Below are 21,934 nucleotides of genomic sequence, written 5' to 3' on the forward strand. Positions count from 1 at the left end.
AAGAATGAAGTTTGATTATCGTGAGGCGCTGAAGAAGATCCCGTCCAAACCGGGTGTCTACCAGTATTGGGATGCCGCAGGCGAATTGATCTATATAGGGAAAGCAAAAAACCTGAAAAACAGGGTTAGCTCTTACTTTAATAAGGATAATTATCGCATCAATTCCAAAACCAGAGTATTGGTCAGCAAGATTGCCGATATCACCTTTACGATCGTTGATACGGAAATAGATGCCTGGCTGCTAGAAAACAGCCTGATAAAGAAACATCAGCCAAGGTACAATGTCCTCCTTAAAGACGACAAAACCTATCCCTGGATCGTTGTCAAGAATGAACCGTTTCCTAGAATTTACTGGACAAGGCGTATTATTAAGGATGGTTCCAAATATTTTGGGCCTTATGCTTCGATCAGCATGATGCATACCATCCTTGATCTCATCAAAGAAATCTATCCATTAAGAACCTGCAATCTGCCTCTAAACCAGCCAAACATCGCTGCAGGCAAATTTAAAGTTTGCCTCGAATACCAGATCGGTAATTGCAAGGGACCTTGCCAAGCTTACCAATCAGAGGAAGACTACAACCAAAGTATCGATAGCATACGCGACATCCTGAATGGAAAAATTGGCCAGGTAGTGCGAAGCTTGAAGTCTCAACTGGAAACTGCTTCCATGGACTTGAACTTTGAACTTGCTCATAAGCTTAAACGCCAGTACGATCTCCTGGAGAAATACCAGAGCAAATCCACGATCGTCAACTCTTCCATATCTGATGTCGATGTGTTTAGCATCGCCTCAGATGAAAAGCTCGCGTTCGTCAATTATCTAAAGGTGATGAATGGAACGGTCATCCAGACTCAGACTCTTGAACTTAAGAAGAGACTTGACGAAACGGATGAAGATCTGTTGAGTATTGCAATCTCTGAATTCCGGACCCGCTTCAATAGTACCTCCAGGGAAATCATTGTGCCATTTGAATTGGAGCTGGATGACCCTGCCCTGAAATTCACGGTGCCTAAACTTGGCGAAAAAAGAAAATTACTTGATCTCTCGCAAAAGAATGTCAGCTTTTTCAAACGTGACAAGATAGATCAGTATGAAAAGCTCAATCCGGAGGTACGAACGGAAAGATTGCTCAACCAGATGATGAAAGATCTTCGTCTGAATCAGCTACCACGACATATTGAGTGCTTCGACAACTCCAACTTTCAGGGAAAATATCCAGTATCGGCTATAGTAGTATTCAAGGATGCCAAGCCCTCAAAAAAGGACTACAGGCACTTCAATGTGAAAACTGTTGAAGGACCCAATGACTTTGCCACGATGGAGGAGGCCGTATACAGACGCTATAAAAGAATGCTGGACGAAGAAACGCCTCTTCCGCAGCTCGTAATCATCGATGGCGGAAAAGGGCAGCTCTCTGCCGCTATGAAAAGCCTGAAGCTCCTTGGCATTGAAAAACAACTAACGGTAATTGGTATCGCAAAAAGACTGGAAGAATTATTCTATCCCGGCGATCAGTATCCATTGTATCTGGACAAAAAATCGGAAACACTCCGAATCATTCAGCAACTTCGCGACGAAGCTCACCGCTTCGGCATTACCTTCCACAGATTAAAACGCGATAAGGGGACCTTGGTAACGGAACTGAGCAACATCCCTGGCATTGGTAAAACGAGCGCCGACAAGCTGCTTTTACACTTTAAATCAGTAAAGAAAATCCGTGAAGCAACAAAGGAGGAAATCAGGTCGGTCTTGAACACAAAACAAACTGAATCCCTCCTTAGCTATTTTGCCGGAGACAAAAATAAACCTGGTCCTGATCTAATATGACCAAAGGTCATGCTCATAGTCCATAAGCTCTTTCTTGACACGCTCAGACTCGTAAAGACGGTCAATACCTGATGCATAGTCCTTAATTCGTAAATCGTCAGGATTCGACTCCTTCACGATATAGCTTGAAAACAGACGCTTCATAAATATATCGTCGTAGCTAAGTCCCGTCGCGTCGTTGTTTCGTGTGCTCACTGCTTTGGTTACAAAAATATGGCGGGCCTCAGGAAAATAGATCCAAAACGCTGGCTGCTCACCAAGATCCTGACCTGCTGCCTTTATCTTCACCATAGGAGCGATACCAATGATGCGGGGTTCGAAGACCGATCGTTGCTTATCAAATATCCAGTCTTCCTTAATCTGAAATTTCGTTACGCTGTCCGGATTAAATTCGCCGCTTTCCATGTGCGAACCAATTTCTTCACCCATATCGTTGAATTCAGGAACTACTACGCTATCGGCAAACTTTGCCATCGCCTGGCCCGGAGGCAGGATCGTACCAAAAGAGTCTCCGTTAGGATCTGATTTCGTACTTACCGCATCATAAGCAGTCAATTCACCTGCCTGCACAGCCTCCATGATCACATCAATCAGCCGCGATTTAGGTGAAGCATAGATGTGATTCATTTTCTCACGCAGATCGATCTCCCTCCAAACACGTTTGGAAAACATCACATCAACATCCCTGACATTCGCATATGGGGTCACCCGGGCGCTTTCAATGTTCGCCTGCTTGAAGTAACCATCCACCGGTCTTTCCACTTCAACTGCCTGGGGAGTCTGTGAATTGTTTAAATTGGGACTCTGTGCGCTTGCTGCAGCAGCAAGCAAAGAGAACATTCCAATCATGCATAAGCTTCTCATCTCAATTTAATTAGCTGTTAACGCAATAGAATTTAATGACCGTTGCGAACCATCAGGACCAACCGCAATAATATTATCAAATATGACTCTCGAGCCGGGACCGATCCCTGCAAGGGCCGATTTCATCGCGGCACTCAAAGTATTCCCGGTCGTGCTTAAAACAACAGCGTCCGCCCTTGGCTTGGCAATGATCAATGTAAAGCGTGTCACGTCAAACCGGGCGTCAAAATCGAAGTTCTCCAGCATCGCGAAGACTTTACTTTGAGACTTTATCGCTACAGAACTTGCAACGCCACCCGTTTTGCCAACAAACTTCGCTACCGGATCAGGAATACGCTTTACGCGAAAATCGGTGGTTCCGACTGTCTGCACCTTACCCGGAGCAACTTCTGCAGATACAGACACCTTTGCCTGCCCCGGAGAACTTACTGTGACGATGTACTTGCCGCCAGCTCCTTTGATAGAACCGCCCTGCATACTTACACGCAGATTCTCTTTCGGAATACCGGGCGCCGATACAGAGACAGGATTTGCCACGCCGATATAAAATACGTTCATCTTATCAGGAGAGACCACTGCCGATGGCCGGGCAACCTGATATTTCTGTTCTGGAGTACGATATTCTTTTATCGTTCCATCTGTCTGCTTAACCTTCACGATTCCAGACCAGGAGAATACTCCCTCCCTTGTCGTTGGAACCGAATAAACTCCCTTCCCATCTCGTAGGGGCAGATTCGCTCCTCCAACGGTGATTGATGGACTTGTCCTTGAGTCATAAGCCGTCAGAAACACTTCAGCAGTATAAGGCTGTCCCTGAATCAAGTACGAAGTAGGTGCAACCGCAACTGCTGCAAACTTATCAAGATTAACTACCGCCTGATCCATCTTTCCAAGAATACGCTTGACCACGTCCGCTTCAGCATTCTTCGCATCGGTCTGAATTTTAGTCAGAATAGTCATCGCAGCTGTTAAAGGCGTACCTTCTCCAAAATTGACATCTTCCCAGCTACGACGTCCCTTTACAGGGTCGTTTGCCTGTAGGGCAAGATTGAGACCTGTTTTGTCCTTCTCGTCCAGTAAGCTGCTCAGCTTTTCGCGTGTTTCATTGATTTTCGCTTTCAGGGCTGCCCCTTTCTTCTGATTGATCATGATTCCCGGAGAAATATCTGTGTTATCGCGCTGAACAAGATCACCTGTATCTTCACTATAACCCTGTCCCGCAGTCACAAATTCCTTTTTCAATTGTTCAATGTACGCATTCAGCTCCTCCGATACCGCCTGAGCCTGCTTAGCCCGCTCGTAAATTGGTCGCGCGCGCTCAGGTTCCTCTTTTAGCTTGGTAGCCTCGAATGACGAAAATAGTTGCGTCACACTGGTATTAACGTTTGATCGGGACGTTTCTAAACTATCATTAATGTTCTTAAATGCATTGAGTATACTATCTGACACATTCAACGCGAGCATAGCGAGCAATACCAAATACATGATATTGATCATCTTCTGTCTCGTCGTTTCTCTACCTGCAGCCATCTATTTGATTCTTGTATTGATACTGTCCATCATTAACTTAGACCCGCGGCTGATTCATAGCCGAAAGCATATTACCATAAATCGCGTTCAAAGAGGCCAGATTCTTAGCCAGACGACCAACCTCATCTTTAAACTGTTTAGAATCTTCCATCGACTCGTTGAAATTCTGCATGGTCAAAGAGACGTTCTGATAAAACTTATTCATCGACTTCAAGTGGGCACTTGAGTCCTGCAATTCCAGCTCATATACAGCATTTAATGCAGACAAGTTGCGAGCCAGATTATTAACCTGCTCATGGTATGATTTCGTATCTGCATTGGTGTTACCAAGTTCAGCAAGATTCTCTGTAGCCTTAGAAAAAGCAACGTTCAGTTTGTCAAAACTACCTGAAGCACTCTTTACCTTAGAAGTATACTCATTTGTTGCAATGGAAGCGTCGGCAACGGTAGATATCGAGGCTACCTTATCACCGAAAGTCCTTAATCCATCACCCAGACTTTGGATCAGTTCAGGACCAACTTTCGCATCAGCAAGCATTTTATCTAATGCAGCAGATGTCGGTGCGGAGCTAGCTACCGGCGCCTGACGAGTTGCCTTCTGCGGTAACTCACCGCTGAAATCATCAGCAAGTTCCGGATAAACCCTGGCCCATTCCGGATCCTTGGCAGGAGGAACAAAGCCTGTTAAAAAGAAAAGGAACGCTTCCACCCCTAGTCCTATACCAATCATGTAGTTGCCCCAGACACCCCCTATATGAAGAATCTTAAACAATGCACCCAAAATAACAATACTCGCACCCCAGGATATCGCTTTATGCAGGAACCCCTCAAATCCTGTGCTTTTCTTCTCAGCCATCTTAAATATAATTTTTTGATTTTTTAATTAGAATGTACTCTTATCCCTGATATCCCTTCCCGGATAGCGGGTTACACATCGAAAGCCTATGTAAGACTTGGATGTGTCCTGATATTCATATGTCCGGGTGGAATTTTGCAGAAAATATCCAATATCCTTCCAGGATCCGCCTCTTACGACTTTACGTTTCATCGTTTCAGGGTCGCCTGTTTTGGCCTCATAGCTGAAGACCGGGTTCATATCGTGTACAAAGGTTGAAGCCGACTCATCGTAGGCTGATGATGTCCATTCAGCAACGTTTCCAGCCATATTATATAATCCGAAATCATTCGGAAAATAAGACTTCACATTCACTGTGGTTGCCCCTCCGTCATCATTATAGTTTCCTCTTCCCGGCTTAAAATTAGCCATCAGACATCCTTTTGCATTGCGGATATAAGGACCGCCCCAAGGGTAATCCGTACCTATCCTACCACCGCGGGCAGCATATTCAAACTCCGCTTCGGATGGTAAACCATAAGGCAGCCGCGGGCTTCGCTCCGCTTGTTTCGAATTTTGATAGAGCCTTGTACGCCACACGGTGAAGGCTCTCGCCTGTCTCCACGTAACGCCCACAACAGGATAATTTGCATAGGAAGGGTGAGTGAAATATCCTTCTGTAAGCGGATCATTCTGTGCATAGGCAAAGTCTGCCAGCCAGGCAAGCGTATCAGGATAAACCGCTACTGTATCGCGGAAAATAAAATCAGATCTCCTCTTCGTACGGTCAGCCCTGTGATTCGCTGCATCCTGTAGATTTACAAATGCAAAGTTGTATTTAAGAAGACGTACGTCTATTTCGTTTTGGTCGAAGATCCTGTCCTCTCCCTGGTAGTACATTCCCTGAAGTTTGTTCGCATTTGCAGGACTCCGCTTATTGCTCCATATGATGGATCCATCTCCAACTTTCGCCCAGTCGATATAACGCTGACCCCCGCTACCGGATGCCTGGTTACCGGTCTGAACAAACAATTGAGGATCCTGAAGATAGTCGGTGATCGCAATGGAGTCTCGCACCCAGTTCACAAACTGTCTGTATTCACTGTTTGTAATCTCGGTTTCATCCATATAAAAAGCCTGGACAGTGACTTGCTTATTTTGTGCAATTTGTGAGAAAGTGATATCCTGGTCGGTTTGACCCATCACAAACGTGCCGGCAGGCACATAAACCATCCCGTAAGGGACCTGGCTTGTACTTACTTTCTTATTCTTTACCCCTACTAATTCTCCTCCTGCTCCATTGCGACCGCAACTCGCTGCCACTATGGAAAGTAGAGAAAAAGCAATCATGTAAACTCTTCTCATCTATGCGCTGAACCTGGTTAAAAATTCTATTGAATTTGGGGCTAAGTTATTAAAACTCTTTACATCTGATTCAAATTTCGCACAGATTTAACAAACTATGCCCCTCTTTAGACAAACATATAAAAAAGGGGTTAGTTTGAAAGAATAAAGTCTTCAAATTTACTTGTTCGCGAGCTTTATATATTGCTCAATAGCCATCGTCATACTTGGGGCAACGGGCGTCGGGGCCGGAATATCTAATATAAGATCACGCTCCTGAATCGCCTTTTGAGTACTTGCACCAAATGCAGCGATACGTGTGTCATTTTGCACAAAATCTGGGAAGTTTTTGTATAGTGATTGTATACTGGACGGACTAAAGAAAGCTATTACATCATAAAAGACATCAGCAAGGTCTGACAGGTCACTGCACACCGTTCTGAATAGCACTGCCGGAGTAATATCATAGCCGTTGTCCTGCATAAACTTCAGGGTTTCTTCAGCCGCTACATCCGAACAAGGAAAAAGGAACTTTTCCGATGCATTCTTTTTCAGTACTTCCGCAAGATCAGATGCAGTTTGCTTTCCAAAAAAGATCTTCCGCTTACGATATTGAATGTATTTCTGCAGATATAAGGCAATATTCTCCGAAAGACAGAAATATTTCATCTCCGAAGGCACATCAAACCTCATTTCCTCACATATTCTAAAAAAGTGATCTGCTGCATTTCTGCTAGTGAAAACCACAGCTGAAAAGTCAGCGAGGTTGATCCTGTCCTTACGAAAATCCTTTGCCGTAACACCTTCTACGTGAATAAACGAGCGAAAATCAATTTTAACGTTATACTTTTTCGCTAATTCAAAGTAAGGTGACTTATCTGTTTCCGGTTTTGGCAAGGTTACCAAAACGCTTTTAACCTTTTTCTTCCTGTCTGATAACTGCATCTTTATTTAGAACCTGAGAGCTTTAATTAATACCAATATTGGGCAGATTTCAAGCGCACAAAGATACAAAATTAAATACAGCTTAGGAAACTTGTAGCTAGACAAGATATTAGAGATAGCCCTTGTGAATTGAGAAAAAACGATGAAGAATATCAGTACAAACGACAGATAAATATAGTAAGGAGCAAAACGCGTCGGCGTTAAACTAAACGCAATGACTATCGGAAGAAACAACAGGGCAGCGTTGAAGTAACTAAGGAATAAAATAGAAATATATTCTTTGACAAGCTTCACCGAGTCAAATAGAAAACCAAGGAACTTCAACAGGATGACTTTAAGTGTGAACACTCCAATAACAATCATCGATAGCCGTAAAAACCATTGAAATCCACTATAGGAATAGGAAAGCTGGAAGTACTTCCCACACTGGTACAAGAACATTCCAATGGTAAATCCGAAAAGCAGATATAGAAATACAAACGGCCAGGAATTAAAAAACTTTTCCTCTTTATTGATCTGGCTGAGAACCCGATTGCTGAAGAAAGCGTGAATTATAGCTGATAGTTCATTAAAGAACATATGCCTTAATATGGCAAATAATATCAGGGAAACCAGTACAAATGCAATCACCCACAGCTCTCCCTTCTTTCTAAGCTTTCCGGAATCATACTGTTGCTCGGGCTTTTTCGATCTCGACTCCCATTCTGAAAAGTCAAGATTCGTTACGAGATTCGCCTTAAACAAGCTGTCACGAAATCGGTTTTCCCTCCCGGGATCGGGTTTCTTAATCCATACCATGGACAAAGAATCGCCAATATGGCGTAGAGAATCATTAACCCGCTTCTTCTCCTCCTGTAACAATCTCCATCTGTTTATTCTGGATTCTTTGAACCCCGCAGATGATTCAGCAACAGTGTCCACCTGTGCCTGTACAGCACCTGCAGACAAGCTTATCAGGAAGACGAATAGTAGACGGGCGAAGAAGTTCATATACAATAAGAGGCAAAGGTAGCCATTTTCATTTCAGTTTCCTTGCTGTAACTCTTACAGCATCCGCTTCCATGGTCTGAAAAACAAGCACGCCATCTTCTAACTTTTTAATCAGAAATTTAATTTTCCTGCTGCCCTGTTCTTTTAAATTCTCTTCATAATTGATAACAGGGTACTCGATATGATAGGTTCCTTCAGACAATGCCCTTCCTCCCCAAATCATTTCCAACTTCTTTCCCTTGCTGAACCGAATAGATGGGTTGTTCTCTTTTAGCTCCTCATCAGGTGTTACACTTCCTTGATTGGGATTCTCCACTTTTACATATTGCCAAACACCATAAAGATCCTCATCATTTACAGCCGGATTACAAGCGGTCGATACGACCAGCAAAATAAAGATGCTTAAATAAAAAACCCTTGATAAACTCATGACTTGTTATACTAATGAAACTACTGCTCTTCCTTAAAAAAGACCTTGTAAAAATTCATCGATCTCCCCTCATCGAAACCCTTCTCTATTAACTCTCTGTCACCGTGGATATAGATATGAAAGTTTTTATCCAGCTTTAAAATACTTTTAAACTTCCTTGCCTGCGTCTTAACGGCGGCGGCAGAGATGTCGAACGAATCATTTATTTCCGTATCGAATTCCTGCTCATAATTGCTTTTATATGCTTTAAAGGATGCTATAGCGTCCGGATTGACGATGACCTCGTTTGAAAATTCGTCCAAATCAAAACTCTCTTTCTCTTTGAAATATTTCATTGATTTGTTAAGCAAATCAATCTTATCCGCCTTGGTCAACTCAAACTCTTCATCCACCCTTGTAGTGATAAAGTCTTTATAAACACCAAGTGCCGCTGAAGTCTGATTATAACTATCATTACGAATCTGGAGTTTAAGGAAGTCATCTTTCCAGTAAACAGCCTCCGTGCTTCTGTTGGTCTGGTCGGTCACCAACACTTTATACCCCTCGGATTTGTCAGTCTTAAAAATAAGAACGCCCTTATCAAGCTTTTGAATATTAATTCCTTCCTGTTCGTACTCCAGTCTGAAACCCGATTTCTCAGGAAAAACCTTTAAGTAGGTTTCCTTCGTTTCAGATTTAAACACACCAATCGCATCGAGCACTTCGCCCTCTATCTGGACATTTTTAAAGGATACCACGTAAAGTTCGCCAGACTTGATCTTGGGATGGGTTGAGACATCGTACAGGAACTTAGCCATCATTTGAGAGTTTTCGTGAAAGCGAAGCGGATCGTCAAATATCTCCGTACAGAAGTGGAACATCTCATTGAGCTCCAGATTACCGCTCGAATGCATAAAGCGATAAACTTCATTAACCTTCTCAAAAGGTTTGAGATAATATTGCATCAATAAATTATTGAGTAACTCATCGTCTATCCGGAAAGGTTCCTCAGAAAGAACATAAAACTCTTCCTGCATCTTGTTCCCAATTCGGTGAATAGACAGATGCTCCAGCGCTGCTTCGAAAAATGTGACCATAATCAATTTGTAAAAAGGCGTGAAACATACTGAAATATTTCATCAATCGCCTACTTTTGCTGATATTTCTAACACCCTCGGGGTTCAAATAATATGATCAACTTTATTTTGATAGCGGGCTCGCTTCTGATGGGGCTGCTGTTTAACATCTTTGGGTCATTACCTAAAGATTCATACAAAGGAATCAATGCATGGGTCTTGTTCGTCGCTCTACCAGCCTTATCACTAAAGTATATTCCGGCTATTGAATGGAGTCCGGAAATGATCTTCCCGGCTATGGCCCCGATCATCGGATGGGTGGCTGCATGGCTTGCAGTAACTGCCTATGCCTGGAAATTCAAGATTGACAGCGCTACCAAGGGATCATTAAAACTTTCTACGGGACTTGCCAACACATCGTTTCTGGGTTTCCCGCTGGTAATCGCTTACTTCGGCGAGGAAGCACTAAGTATAGCCATTATTTCAGACCAGGTAACGTTTATGCTGCTGACAACGGTGGGTATCATCACCGCCTTGCGTGCGGCAGACGGCGAAACGGTATCTCCGGGAGTTATTATCCGGAAAGCTTTTAAGTTTCCTCCTTTCATAGCTTTCCTGATGGCTCTTATCCTTCCGCGATTCGTTGATCTAAGTCCCCTGAATCCCTTGCTCGATCGGCTTATCGTCACCGTTGGCCCTCTTGCTTTGTTTTCTATTGGTCTGCAGCTGAAATTTTCTGAATGGAAAAGCGAGTGGAAAAACCTCTCCTTCGGACTGGTCTTCAAGCTTTTTATAACACCAGCATTGGTACTCACAACGGCTCTGATTTTTGGCATCAAAGGAACAATTCCGCAAGTAAGCATCTTACAGGCAGCCATGCCCACCCTCGTTACAGGAAGTCTTCTGGCTGACGAATATAAGCTGAACCCTCAATTAGCGAACATGATGGTTGGCCTCGGAATCTTCATAGCATTCTTATCAACCGCCTTTTGGTGGCATATTATGCAGTTGCTACTTTAAGACTGAAAGGCAACCTGCGTACTGCAGCCACCCTCGAATATCGGAGAGAAAGTCTTAAGGATATAAATCAGACTGATACTATCAGTCAAAAAAGGCAGGTACGTCTTCTTCTTCTGTTAACAGACTCTCAATTTTCGATCCGCATTTTGGACATTCGAAATAATCTTCCTGAATTCTTAATTCATCGTTTAAAACCTGAATATAATTTAGAGAAGCATCACAGCAATTGCAATTAAAAGCTGAAGCAGATACATTGGAGATTACTTTATGTGTTTCCATGACTGGGTAATTTTGCTACAAATCTAGTCGCAACAAGCAGATAAGGAACTGACGCAGATCATATTTGATATTGATCGTTAACATGCATTATTTTAATAAGTTGATAGTATCATAATAAAAGACATCCGGAATTGAGTTTTTTGCAAGGAAAAGCAATTATCATTGAACTGTCATTATCAGCTTACCCGATTATAGTTTAAGGTCAAACTACCTATCTTCGCGACCGAATGAACGTTCAATTAGAAAATATTACCTGCAAGAAGACGGCGATACTGGAAAGCACACTGCGTCTTATAAAGGAGAATGGATTCCACGGAACGCCTATGAGTCAGATTGCAAAGAGCGCTGGCGTTGCCGCTGGCACGATATACCATTACTTCGATAGCAAAGACACCTTAATCCAGTCCTTGTACCTGTACGTTAAAGAACGAATGAGTAATATCATCCCTCATCAGGAGGATGATAAGCCTTACAAAGAATTATTTCTCTCGTTCTGGATTGCGCAATGTGAGTATTTCATTGAAAACGAGGACGTTTTGCACTTCATTGAACAATATATGACATCTCCTTACAGACACTGTAATCCCGAAAACGAAAGCAAACTTTTATCCTCGGGAGTTGTTCCATTTTTTCAAAGAGGAATAAATTCAGGATATATAAAAAATCTTGACTATCAACTACTTGTACCCGTAATACATGGCAGCATCATAGCCGCAGCAAAATATCATTTATCAGGACGCTATGAGTTCACCAAAGACCGTTTACGCGAAACCGCTCTGGTCATCTGGGACGGCATTAAACACCGATAAACAAATAACAATTCTCACACCCGAAATACGAAAATCATAACACGGTCTAATTTATTTAAGACATCTCTGTGATCTCTGTATCCAAGCTTAAAATAGAATTTTCAATGAAAACAAGAAAGCTCATCTTTTCATTAGTATTAGGAATACCGCTGATGGTTCCCGGCACTCTTTCTGCGCAAACTACCACTGCCGATTCCACGTTGGGAAATGCAACTCTGGAACAATGCATCCAATATGCACTGAAAAATCAACCCTATATCAATCAGGCACTTATTGATGAGGAAATTGGCGAACGCGATATCAAATCCGCTTTATCGGGCTGGCTTCCCCAAATCAATGCTAACGGAAGTTTCAATCACAACTTTAAGCAGCAGGTAAGTGTTCTGAACAACAACGGAGAAACATCTTTTCTAACAATAGGAGCCAAAAACACATCATTGTTTTCGCTTCAGGCAGATCAGAAGATACTGGATGCAGGTCTCATCCAGGCGTCCAAAACGGCGAAATACTTTAGAGAGCAATATAAGCAAAGCACGGAAAATACCAGGATTTCTACAGTCGTGGATGTCAGCAAGGCTTTTTACGACATCCTGACGAGCAGAGAGCAGCTTAATATTACTGACGAGAATATTGCACGTCTGGAAAAACAGCTGAAAGATGCTTTCGCACAGTATGAAGGAGGCTTGGTCGATAAAACTGACTATAAGAGGGCACAAATCAGCTTAAGCAATTCACTGGCTGATAAAAAGAGAATCACGGAAATGCTTAAATATAAACACGCTTATTTGAAACAGCTTATCGGTTACCCCGTAACCCGCGATCTGACTATAAATGTGAATAACGCCAGCATGGAGAGTGAAATCTTGTTAGATACTACCCAGCAGCTGAATTATAGAAACAGGATCGAATACAAACAGCTGGAAACACAACGGGAACTGCAACGCATTAACACCAGCTATAATAAGCTTGCTTACCTTCCCACCCTTTCCGGTTTCATCAATTACAACTGGAACTACATGAACAAGGAGATCAGCAACCTCTACGACACCAGCTATCCAAGCTCCGTTGGAGGCCTGACCTTGAGAATACCCGTATTTCAAGGTACCAGACGTATCCAGGAGATCCGGAAGGCGCAGCTTCAGGAAAGAAGACTGGAGCTTGATCTCATAGATGTGCGTAATCAGATCCAGAGCCAGACAGAGGCTGCAATGGCTTCCTATAAAGCTAATCTGAACGACTGGAAAACTGCACGCCAGAATGTGGGACTCTCGCAAGAGGTCTACAACACGATCAAAGTTCAATACGACGAGGGAATAAAGACGTATCTGGAGCTGATGACAGCTGAAACAGATTTACGTACCTCCCAGATCAACTATCTCAATGCATTATACAGTCTACTTTCCAGCAAATTAGATGTTCAACAAGCTTTAGGAACCATTACCTTTCAACAATAACCCATCATGAATAATAAACTAACATTTGCTTCTATAATCTTTGGCTCTGCGTTACTTACAGCCTGCGGCGGATCTGATCAGAGTAAGCAGGCTCCTGCAGCACCTCCAGCGGTGACCGTCAGCACCTACACCGTACAAAAAGAACAGGTCAATGGTATTGATTCTTACCCCGGAACGATAGTTCCTCTAAACGAAGTCGAGCTTAGAGCTGAAGTCAACGGCTACATCACCAATATCTTTGTAAAAGATGGTCAGCAAGTATCAAAAGGTCAAAAATTGTATGAAATAGACAGGAGCAGATATCAGGCAGTCTACAACCAGGCCAATGCGCAGCTGCAAATTGCAAAAGCAAACCTGACCAAGACGCAAAAAGACGCAGAACGCTATACTCGCCTTGCCCAGCAAGACGCTATCGCAAAACAACGTGTAGATTATGCTCAGGCAGACCTCCAGACGGCGCAGGCACAAGTCGCCTCCGCGCAGGCAACTCTTTCAAATGCAGCAACTGATCTTCGCCGTTCTACCATCATCGCTCCGTTTTCAGGAAAGATTGGTATCTCTATGGTAAGAAGAGGTGCATTGGTTACCGCGGGATCAACACTCATCAATACCGTATCTGCCCCCGATCCGATGGGTGTGGATATCAATATCAACGAAAGTGATATCGCCTACTTCTCGCAGCTTCAGCAGGGAAAAGCAGCTAGCTTCGATATTATCCTTCCGGATAATTCAAAATATAGTTCAAGCGGCAAGGTGCTCGCCGTAGATCGCGCAGTTGATCCTCAAACGGGAACCCTCCGTGTACGTGCAAGCTTCCCTAATGCCAACGGAAAGCTGGTAGCAGGCATGAACTGTACCGTTCAGGTTGCCAACAAGCAATCAGGTGAGCAGATCACAGTGCCTTACCAGGCCGTTACCGAACAATTGGGCGAGTTCACCGTGTATGTAGTTGGAGACAGCAATAAAGTTGCACAACGCCAGGTGAAGTTAGGGATCAAGGTAAACGATAGGATTGTTATACGGGACGGCCTTAAAGAAGGCGAAGTGATCGTAAGCACCGGAACTCAAAACCTCAGAGAAGGCGCGGTAATCCAGACAGAAGCATCCGCTCAGCCGGCAGCCGCACCTAAACAATAATTATTTCAAAGCAGACAAATCTATATGATCTCAGAAGTATTCATACGGCGACCAGTCACCGCTATTGTCATCTCCATTTTGATTGTAATGGTAGGTGTTATCGTACTGACGACCCTACCGATCAGTCAGTATCCCAATATTGCTCCGCCAACTGTTACCGTAAGCGGTGTTTACACTGGCGCAGACGCAGAAACTGTTGAAAAAACAGTTACCACACCCATAGAAAGTCAGATTAATGGTACTCCCGGCATGTCTTACATGTCGTCAAACAGTACCTCTGACGGCCGTTCGGCTATTACAGTAACGTTCGATGTCGGTACCGATATCGATATCGCCACGCTGGATGTTCAGAACAGGGTCGGTATCGCTGAACCGGCACTTCCCGAAGCGGTACGACGTCTTGGAGTAACTACAAGAAAAGCCAATACCGATATCCTGGCGGTATTGGGACTTTACTCTCCAAATGGCACCCACGACATGAAATTCATGTCCAACTACGTCAACCTCTATCTAAGAGACGCCATCATGCGTGTTGACGGAGTGGGTGACGTTCAGGCATTCGGGCAACCGTTCAGTATGAGGGTGTGGCTTGACGCAGGGAAACTGGCTCAGCTTAATCTAACTCCCGCAGATGTATCGGCGGCTATACAAGAGCAAAACGTACGTGTACCGGGTGGTAGTGTAGGTGGCCCTCCTCAGCAATCATCACAGGTATTTGAGTTCCCCGTAATCCTAGATGGTGATCTGGATACGGAAGAAGAGTTTGAAAATATCGTCATCAAGACAGGCGCCGAGGGCTCTATCGTTTATCTTAAAGACGTAGCGCGAGTTGAGCTGGGGGAATTTTCTTACGCCACACGTTCCATGGTAAACGGGAAGACCGCATCCATGATGGCCATCAATCAGATGCCCGGTGGTAACGCGGTTCAAACCTATGAGGGTATCCAAAAGGCGCTTCAGGAATTAAAAAAATCGTTCCCTAATGACCTTGATTACATCATCAGTTATGAAACGGTGTCCGTAATCAACGTATCCATCAATTCCGTTATTCACACGCTGATAGAGGCTCTGATCCTGGTAACCCTGGTGGTATTCCTCTTCCTGCAAAGCTGGAGAGCGACACTGATTCCCGTGCTCGCCATTCCGGTTTCGATTATCGGTACCTTCATTTTCTTCACACTCTTAGGATTTTCCATCAATACCCTTACTATGCTGGCCTTCGTACTGGCTATTGGTATTGTGGTGGATGATGCGATCGTGGTGGTGGAGGCCGTCCAGCACTACATTGACCACGAGAAGCTGTCTGCCAAAGAAGCAACCAGGCGTGCAATGAAGGACATAACAGCGCCGGTAATAGCCATTGCCCTTATTCTTGCTGCGGTTTTCATACCGGTAGGATTCATCCCCGGCATGGTTGGCCAGCTATATCAGCAGTTTGCCATCACCATCGCGGTATCGGTAATCATATCTGCATTCGTGGCACTTTCTCTAACCCCGGCCCTTTGTTCTCTCCTTCTCGTTCCAATGAACCTGAATAAGGAATCAAAAGGAATAAATAAATTCTTTTACAAGTTCAACAGCTGGTTCCACCGCGTTACAAACAGATATTCGGAAGGAGTGAAATGGTGTATCCGCAAAGCTCCTATGGTCATGATCATTCTGGTTTGTATCTATATAGGAACTGTGGGTTTGTTCAGCAATAAATCAGCAGGTTTCATACCTACTGAAGACGCTGGTATATTCCTGATGGGTATTACACTTCCTGAAGGAGCGTCTGCTTCCCGTACGGATGAATTCTTATCCTATGTTACGAAACGTGTTCAGAAAGAAATTCCGGAAGTAAAAAACATTACCTCAATAGCCGGAATCAACATCCTGAACAGATCATTCAAATCGAATGCAGGAACGTACTTCGTACAAATGAATCATTGGGATGAACGTCAGCGTACCGTTGCGGAAATTCTCGGCCAGATTCAAGGGATGTTTGCAGGTGCGAAAGAGGGTAGCGTACTGGCAGTTGCTCCTCCTGCTATTCCCGGACTTGGTGTGAGTGGTGGTTTCAGCCTCCAGATTGAAGAACAGCAGGCCGGCGATATCAAAAATTTCCAGGCCGCAGTGTTCAAATTCCTCGGAGCCGCAAACCAGCGCCCGGAAATCGGAATGGCCTATACCTTGTTTAATGCTAACACACCAAACTATCAGCTGACTGTCAACAGAGAGCAGGCTAAAAAAATGGGCGTTTCGGTTGGTACGATATATAGTACTATTTCCAGTTATCTGGGAAGTGCGTATATCAATGACTTCACGCGCTACGGACGAAACTTCCGTGTAGTAACCCAGGCCGACACCACCTACCGTCAGCATATTGAAGACATCGGAAACCTGTATGTTAAAAACGTTTCCGGCAGTAACGTACCTTTGAGTGCTTTAGTGACTTATGAAATGGTACAAAAACCATCCATCATTAACCACTACAACCTTTTCCGGGCTATCGAAGTAAACGGTAGTGCCGCACCTGGTTACAGTAGTGGAGATGCCTTGAAGGCACTAGAGGAAGTTGCAGCACAGACACTTCCACAAGGCTATACCTACAGTTTCTCGGGACTGAGTGCACAGGAGCAAGAATCCGGAAATAGCACAATCTATATCTTCGCGCTGTGTATTGTATTCGTGTTCCTGTTACTGGCAGCTCTTTACGAAAGCTGGTCGGTCCCTTTCTCTATCCTTTTGTCGGTGCCTTTGGGTGTATTCGGAGCGATTCTTGCCCTGACATTCCTTCCGAAGATCGATAACAATATCTTCGCACAGATCGGCTTGGTAACCCTTATCGGACTGGCAGCCAAAAACGCCATCTTGATCGTGGAGTTTGCCAAAGAACGTGTGGATTGGGGAATGGAGCTTGTTGCCGCAACAATTGAAGCGGTGAAGCTGCGTCTGCGACCGATCATCATGACCTCTCTTGCATTCATCCTGGGTATTGTTCCTTTGATGTTGTCGACGGGAGCGGGAGCGGCTTCCAGACAGACGATCGGATGGACCGTTTTTGGCGGTATGCTTGCAGCAACGCTACTGGCAATCTTTTTCGTGCCCGTACTGTTTATATTGATCACGCGCCTTGCGTATGGTAAAGAGAAATTAGCTGAACTTCAGGCAAACTACAATCCTGATGAACATAAGGATACTCTGCATGTCGATGAAAATGATGAAAACGACGGTAATTATTAGATAAAACGTCAAACCAAAAAGAGGGGTGTATCATTAATCATGATCACCCCTCTTTGCTTTAGTGGGCTTATGAACATCCCGTAGCGAGCTGGTGATCTGCTAGTGGCCAGCTGGTGGCTGAGGCCGGGGTGATGCCACAGTGAGGCCACGGTGAGGCCACGGTGAGGCCACCTTTTTGCGGTGAAACGTGGCCTCACTGTGGCATCACTGTGGCATAATGGTGGCTACACCCACAAGCAAACCTTAAGCAGGTCACAGGCTGATCACCGGAACACCCGGGGTGGGTATCAGGAGGATGGATACGGTCTCATTTATATTTTTAATTAATATCTTCGTATCGGGATTATGGATCAGGTTAACTTAAAACGGCTTGCTAAAGAATTAAATCTTGCGATATCGACGGTTTCCAGGGCTTTGAGCGATAGCTATGACATTAGTGAAGGAACGAAGAAGAAAGTCCTTGCTCTGGCAAAAAAGCTTAATTATCAACCCAATCCTTTTGCACGAAGCCTCAGAAACCGCAGCAGTAAAACGATTGCGGTGATTCTGCCGGAAATCGCCAATAACTATTTTTCCGTTGCAATCAACGGAATTGAGGAAGTGGCACAAGCTAATAACTATCACGTATTAATCTATATCACCCATGAAAACCTGCAGAAGGAAGCTGATATAGTAAGACTGTTGCTGAATGGCCGCGTGGATGGCATTTTAATGTCCTTATCCGGAGGACCCGAAGATACAGACCATCTCAAAGAGCTGCAGGAAAGCAAGGTTCCAGTAGTTTTTTTCGACCGGGTATCAGACACCATTGAAACGGCAAAAATAACCACCAATAACTTTGAAAGCGGCTATCTCGCTACCAGTCACCTCATCAGCAGGGGTAGCCAGAGAGTAGCTTACCTCACCTATTCGGGCGAGCTATCGATCGAACAGCAGCGCATGAAGGGATATATGGAGTCGGTTTCAAAACGCGGACTTTTGTTCCGGGAAGAATTCATCGTGTGCTGCAACAGAAATTCAGCCGAAAATTATGAAAAAATAAAAGAGCTTTTCAGTGCGGATGGCAGGCCGGATGGGGTTTTTGCTTCTGTAGAATCGCTGGCAATACTCGCTTACGAAGTATGCTCAGAACTGAATTTGAGGATACCGGAAGATGTAAAAATAGTGGGTTTCTCGAATTTAAGAACGGCATCACTGCTAAACCCCGCACTGACAACCATCACACAGCCGGCCTTTAACATGGGGCGGGAGGCGGCAAAGGCTTTATTTGAGGCGCTTAAGAAGCCCCATATCAAGATGGAGGACCAAACAATAGTTCTTCGCTCAAATCTGATTGAGCGAAGATCTACTGCTGCTAATTAAATTCCTTTGTTTCTGCGGATGGCGACTTCAAGACCCCGCAGTTCTGCAAGACCTCTTAAGCGACCGATCGCTGAATAGCCAGGATTTGTTTTTTTCTTAAGGTCATCCAGCATCTTATGACCATGATCCGGACGGAACGGCATCCGAAGATCTGCTCTGCCGGCAGCCTTACGTCTTTCCTGCTCCTCTACCAAAGCCTTCATCACAGCATACATATCCACATCTCCGTCAAGGTGATCTGCCTCATGGAAATTCCCTTCAGCATCACGGCGGGTGCTTCTCAGGTGAATAAAGTGGATTCTATGACCCAGGCGTTCAACCATTCCTGCAAGGTCATTATCTGCTCTCACGCCGAAAGAACCGGTGCAATATGTAAGACCATTGTTCGGACTGTCAACAGCCTGAAATAGCTCAACAATATCAGCTTCTGTACTCACCACACGTGGTAAGCCAAGAATAGGGAACGGAGGATCATCAGGGTGGATACACAGAAGGACACCGGCTTGTTCAGCGGTAGGAACGATCTCCGACAGGAAGCTGTACAGATTCGCTTTCAGTTCTTTAGGTCCTGTTGAGTCGTATCCGGCCAGCACTTTCAGGAAATCTTCCAGAGAGTAGCCTTCTTCAGAACCCGGAAGTCCTGCAATAATATTTTTTACGAGTGCTTTCTTATCTTCTTCTGCTAAAGAATCAAAGTACACTTTTGCTTTTTGCTTTTGCTCGTCGGTATAGCTGGCTTCTGCACCCGGTCTGTTCAGGATATAAAGCTCGAAGGCCGCAAATGCCGCTGCTTCAAAACGCAAAGCGGTGGAACCGTCGGGCATTTCATAGTCAAGATTGGTACGCGTCCAATCCAGTATCGGCATGAAGTTATAGCATACGATGTCAATACCGCAGGCGCCGAGGTTAGTCAGCGTTTGCTTGTAGTTGTCGATATACAGCTGGTAATCGCCTGTACGCTTCTTAATATCTTCGTGAACAGGAACGCTCTCCACTACAGACCAGGTCAGGCCTGCAGCTTCCACTTCCTGTTTTCTTTTGACAATTTCTTCTTTAGTCCAAACCTGACCGTTTGGAACATGATGCAGGGCGGTAACTATACCGGTAGCACCTGCCTGTCTGATATCTGCGAGAGACACCGGATCCTTGGGTCCGTACCATCTCCATGTTTGCTCTAATGACATATACTCGATTTTATTATTGATTAAACACCTGAAAATGCGCTGAAGCCTCCGTCAATAGGAATGACAACTCCGGTAACGAATTGAGATCCATCGCCACACAACCATAATAAGGTTCCGGTAAGATCGTCCGGTGTTCCGAAACGGCTCATCGGAGTGTGGGAGATGATGGTATTTCCGCGGTCAGTCAGGCTTCCGTCGGTATTGGTAAGCAAGGTCCGGTTTTGTTCTGTAAGGAAAAAGCCCGGGGCCAGAGCGTTAACGCGGATACCTACTTTCGAAAAGTGAACCGCAAGCCATTGTGTAAAATTCGATATTGCTGCCTTTGCGCCGCTGTATGCCGGGATCTTTGTCAAAGGAGTAAATGCGTTCATAGAGGATATATTAATAATAGAGGCTCCGCTCTTACCAATCATATCTTTTGCAAACACCTGTGTAGGCAATAGTGTACCAATAAAGTTGAGATCAAATACAAACTTGATTCCTTCAGGGTCCAGATCAAAGAAAGTCTTCAATCCTTCTTCTGTAGAGTCAAGGTCTTCTGCCAGCAGGAAGCCTTTGGAAGTCGTTCCTTTAGGATGGTTACCGCCCGCTCCGTTAATCAGAATATCGCAAGACCCGAGGAGCTCGTTTACTTTCTGGTGAGCCGCCTTTAAGCTCTCGAGATCCAGAACGTTACATGCAACGCCTACGGCATCTCCGCCTTTTTCTCTGATTTCCGCCGCAACTCGTTCGGCAGTTTCTTCTCTCAAATCTAAGATGGCGATCTTTGCTCCTTTGTCTGCAAGAGCCTGGGCCATTGTACTGCATAGCACGCCGCCACCACCGGTTACAACTGCTACTTTACCTGAAAATTCTGATGACATATCCTTTTTTGGTTATTAAATTGTGGTTTGCTCCGTAAAATTGATGAAAATATCTTTGCTAAGACAGGCTTTACCTACATTTATTTACGGAATCGTTTTCGGCAAAACAGGGCAAAGGAACGCCTTGTTGACGTAAACAGCACCCTGATTCGCAGCTTAACATTTTTCTTTAACTTCGCTATTATGACCGGAGCAGACCTGATACTGGAAAACATCGCCCCTTTTATTTCGCTTGAGAAGGGGGAAAAAGATCTATTTGTCTCGCTGTTAAAACCGGACACCATCCCCAGAAAAAAAATCATATTGCAAACCGGAGATATCTGCCGGTATTCCACCTTCGTAACGCAGGGTTGCCTCAGAGGATATACCTACGACAAGAACGGCATGGAACACGTACTTAACTTCGCGCCAAAGGGATGGTGGATAGCCGATATGTATAGCCTGATCTCGCAAAAAGCGGGCACCTTGAACATCGAGGCGCTGGAGGAAACGGAAGTACTGAAGCTGTCGAAGAGCAATCAGGAGCTTCTTTATAAGGAGATACCTAAGTTCGAACGTTTCTTTCGGATCATTATAGAAAAATCGCTCGTCGCATCTCAGGAGAGGGTACTTGACAACCTGAGCCTCACGGCAGAGGAGCGGTATACGAAGTTTTGCAGTAAATATCCCAGCCTGACGGAGTATGTACCCCTCAAGCAGGTAGCCTCCTACATTGGAGTTACGCCTGAATTCTTTAGCAAGATGCGAAGCAATTTGCTAAAGAAGAAGTAATCTGCA

At 44.6% G+C, this 21,934-nt stretch carries 19 protein-coding genes; 8 read left to right on the plus strand and 11 right to left on the minus strand.

The features are described 5' to 3' along the window. Positions 1-4 precede the first annotated feature (4 nt). Positions 5-1,831 (plus strand): excinuclease ABC subunit UvrC, encoded by a 1,827-nt coding sequence (gene uvrC, locus B0I27_RS05165; RefSeq protein ID WP_106292171.1) that lies wholly within the window; start codon positions 5-7, stop codon positions 1,829-1,831. Here uvrC and porN read toward each other — a convergent pair. From porN to B0I27_RS05205, 8 genes are all read right to left on the minus strand, one after another. Next, positions 1,823-2,695 (minus strand): type IX secretion system ring subunit PorN/GldN, encoded by an 873-nt coding sequence (gene porN, locus B0I27_RS05170; protein ID WP_106292172.1) that lies wholly within the window; start codon positions 2,693-2,695, stop codon positions 1,823-1,825. The two genes, uvrC and porN, sit on opposite strands and share 9 nt — an antisense overlap. Positions 2,696-2,701: 6 nt before the next feature. After that, a complete protein-coding gene (gene porM, locus B0I27_RS05175; RefSeq protein ID WP_106292173.1) occupies positions 2,702-4,225 on the minus strand; it encodes a type IX secretion system motor protein PorM/GldM in 1,524 nt (507 codons plus the stop codon). A 37-nt stretch (positions 4,226-4,262) separates the two neighbouring features. Next, the gene (porL, locus tag B0I27_RS05180; RefSeq protein ID WP_106292174.1) at positions 4,263-5,081 is read right to left on the minus strand and encodes a type IX secretion system motor protein PorL/GldL; all 819 of its coding nucleotides are present in this window, start codon (positions 5,079-5,081) and stop codon (positions 4,263-4,265) included. A 27-nt stretch (positions 5,082-5,108) separates the two neighbouring features. Beyond that, the gene (gene porK / locus B0I27_RS05185; protein ID WP_106292175.1) at positions 5,109-6,425 is read right to left on the minus strand and encodes a T9SS ring complex lipoprotein PorK/GldK; all 1,317 of its coding nucleotides are present in this window, start codon (positions 6,423-6,425) and stop codon (positions 5,109-5,111) included. A 159-nt stretch (positions 6,426-6,584) separates the two neighbouring features. Next, positions 6,585-7,349, minus strand: coding sequence for a uroporphyrinogen-III synthase (locus B0I27_RS05190; RefSeq protein WP_106292176.1), 765 nt, complete (start codon positions 7,347-7,349; stop codon positions 6,585-6,587). A 6-nt stretch (positions 7,350-7,355) separates the two neighbouring features. Further along, positions 7,356-8,339, minus strand: a complete 984-nt coding sequence (locus B0I27_RS05195) for a DUF4271 domain-containing protein (protein WP_106292177.1) — start codon at positions 8,337-8,339, stop codon at positions 7,356-7,358. A gap of 28 nt (positions 8,340-8,367) precedes the next feature. Next, positions 8,368-8,769 (minus strand): hypothetical protein, encoded by a 402-nt coding sequence (locus B0I27_RS05200; protein ID WP_106292178.1) that lies wholly within the window; start codon positions 8,767-8,769, stop codon positions 8,368-8,370. A gap of 20 nt (positions 8,770-8,789) precedes the next feature. Continuing rightward, positions 8,790-9,845, minus strand: a complete 1,056-nt coding sequence (locus B0I27_RS05205; protein ID WP_106292179.1) for a nucleoid-associated protein — start codon at positions 9,843-9,845, stop codon at positions 8,790-8,792. A 93-nt stretch (positions 9,846-9,938) separates the two neighbouring features. On the opposite strand from B0I27_RS05205, the gene B0I27_RS05210 reads away from it, so the two are divergent. After that, complete coding sequence (locus B0I27_RS05210; protein ID WP_106292180.1) at positions 9,939-10,844, plus strand: AEC family transporter; 906 nt, start codon at positions 9,939-9,941, stop codon at positions 10,842-10,844. 81 nt (positions 10,845-10,925) lie between these two features. On the opposite strand, the gene B0I27_RS05215 is transcribed toward B0I27_RS05210, so the two are convergent. Beyond that, on the minus strand, positions 10,926-11,123 hold the full coding sequence (locus B0I27_RS05215; RefSeq protein ID WP_106292181.1) for a hypothetical protein: 198 nt from the start codon (positions 11,121-11,123) through the stop codon (positions 10,926-10,928). Between the two features lie 227 nt (positions 11,124-11,350). On the opposite strand from B0I27_RS05215, the gene B0I27_RS05220 reads away from it, so the two are divergent. The 5 genes from B0I27_RS05220 to B0I27_RS05240 all read left to right on the plus strand — a co-directional run bounded on the left by B0I27_RS05220 (position 11,351) and on the right by B0I27_RS05240 (position 19,110). Next, positions 11,351-11,932: a TetR/AcrR family transcriptional regulator gene (locus tag B0I27_RS05220; RefSeq protein ID WP_106292182.1), complete on the plus strand. Its 582-nt coding sequence runs from the start codon at positions 11,351-11,353 to the stop codon at positions 11,930-11,932. A gap of 104 nt (positions 11,933-12,036) precedes the next feature. Beyond that, the gene (locus B0I27_RS05225; RefSeq protein ID WP_106292183.1) at positions 12,037-13,386 is read left to right on the plus strand and encodes a TolC family protein; all 1,350 of its coding nucleotides are present in this window, start codon (positions 12,037-12,039) and stop codon (positions 13,384-13,386) included. Between the two features lie 6 nt (positions 13,387-13,392). Further along, complete coding sequence (locus B0I27_RS05230) at positions 13,393-14,523, plus strand: efflux RND transporter periplasmic adaptor subunit (protein WP_106292184.1); 1,131 nt, start codon at positions 13,393-13,395, stop codon at positions 14,521-14,523. Positions 14,524-14,547: 24 nt separating this feature from the next. Then, a complete protein-coding gene (locus B0I27_RS05235) occupies positions 14,548-17,748 on the plus strand; it encodes an efflux RND transporter permease subunit (RefSeq protein WP_106292185.1) in 3,201 nt (1,066 codons plus the stop codon). Between the two features lie 345 nt (positions 17,749-18,093). Continuing rightward, positions 18,094-19,110, plus strand: a complete 1,017-nt coding sequence (locus tag B0I27_RS05240) for a LacI family DNA-binding transcriptional regulator (protein ID WP_106292186.1) — start codon at positions 18,094-18,096, stop codon at positions 19,108-19,110. Here the strand turns inward: B0I27_RS05240 and uxuA are convergent. Together uxuA and B0I27_RS05250 are read right to left on the minus strand one after the other, a co-directional pair. Then, entirely contained in the window at positions 19,107-20,294 is a 1,188-nt protein-coding gene (gene uxuA, locus B0I27_RS05245) for a mannonate dehydratase (protein WP_106292187.1), read from the minus strand. The genes B0I27_RS05240 and uxuA overlap by 4 nt on opposite strands. A gap of 20 nt (positions 20,295-20,314) precedes the next feature. Continuing rightward, complete coding sequence (locus B0I27_RS05250) at positions 20,315-21,157, minus strand: SDR family oxidoreductase (protein WP_106292188.1); 843 nt, start codon at positions 21,155-21,157, stop codon at positions 20,315-20,317. Positions 21,158-21,340: 183 nt separating this feature from the next. Between B0I27_RS05250 and B0I27_RS05255 the strand changes: the two genes are divergently transcribed. Further along, positions 21,341-21,928: a Crp/Fnr family transcriptional regulator gene (locus B0I27_RS05255; RefSeq protein WP_106292560.1), complete on the plus strand. Its 588-nt coding sequence runs from the start codon at positions 21,341-21,343 to the stop codon at positions 21,926-21,928. Positions 21,929-21,934: the final 6 nt, after the last annotated feature.

The sequence above is a fragment of the Arcticibacter pallidicorallinus genome (genome assembly GCF_003002875.1).
GTDB lineage: Bacteria > Bacteroidota > Bacteroidia > Sphingobacteriales > Sphingobacteriaceae > Arcticibacter > Arcticibacter pallidicorallinus.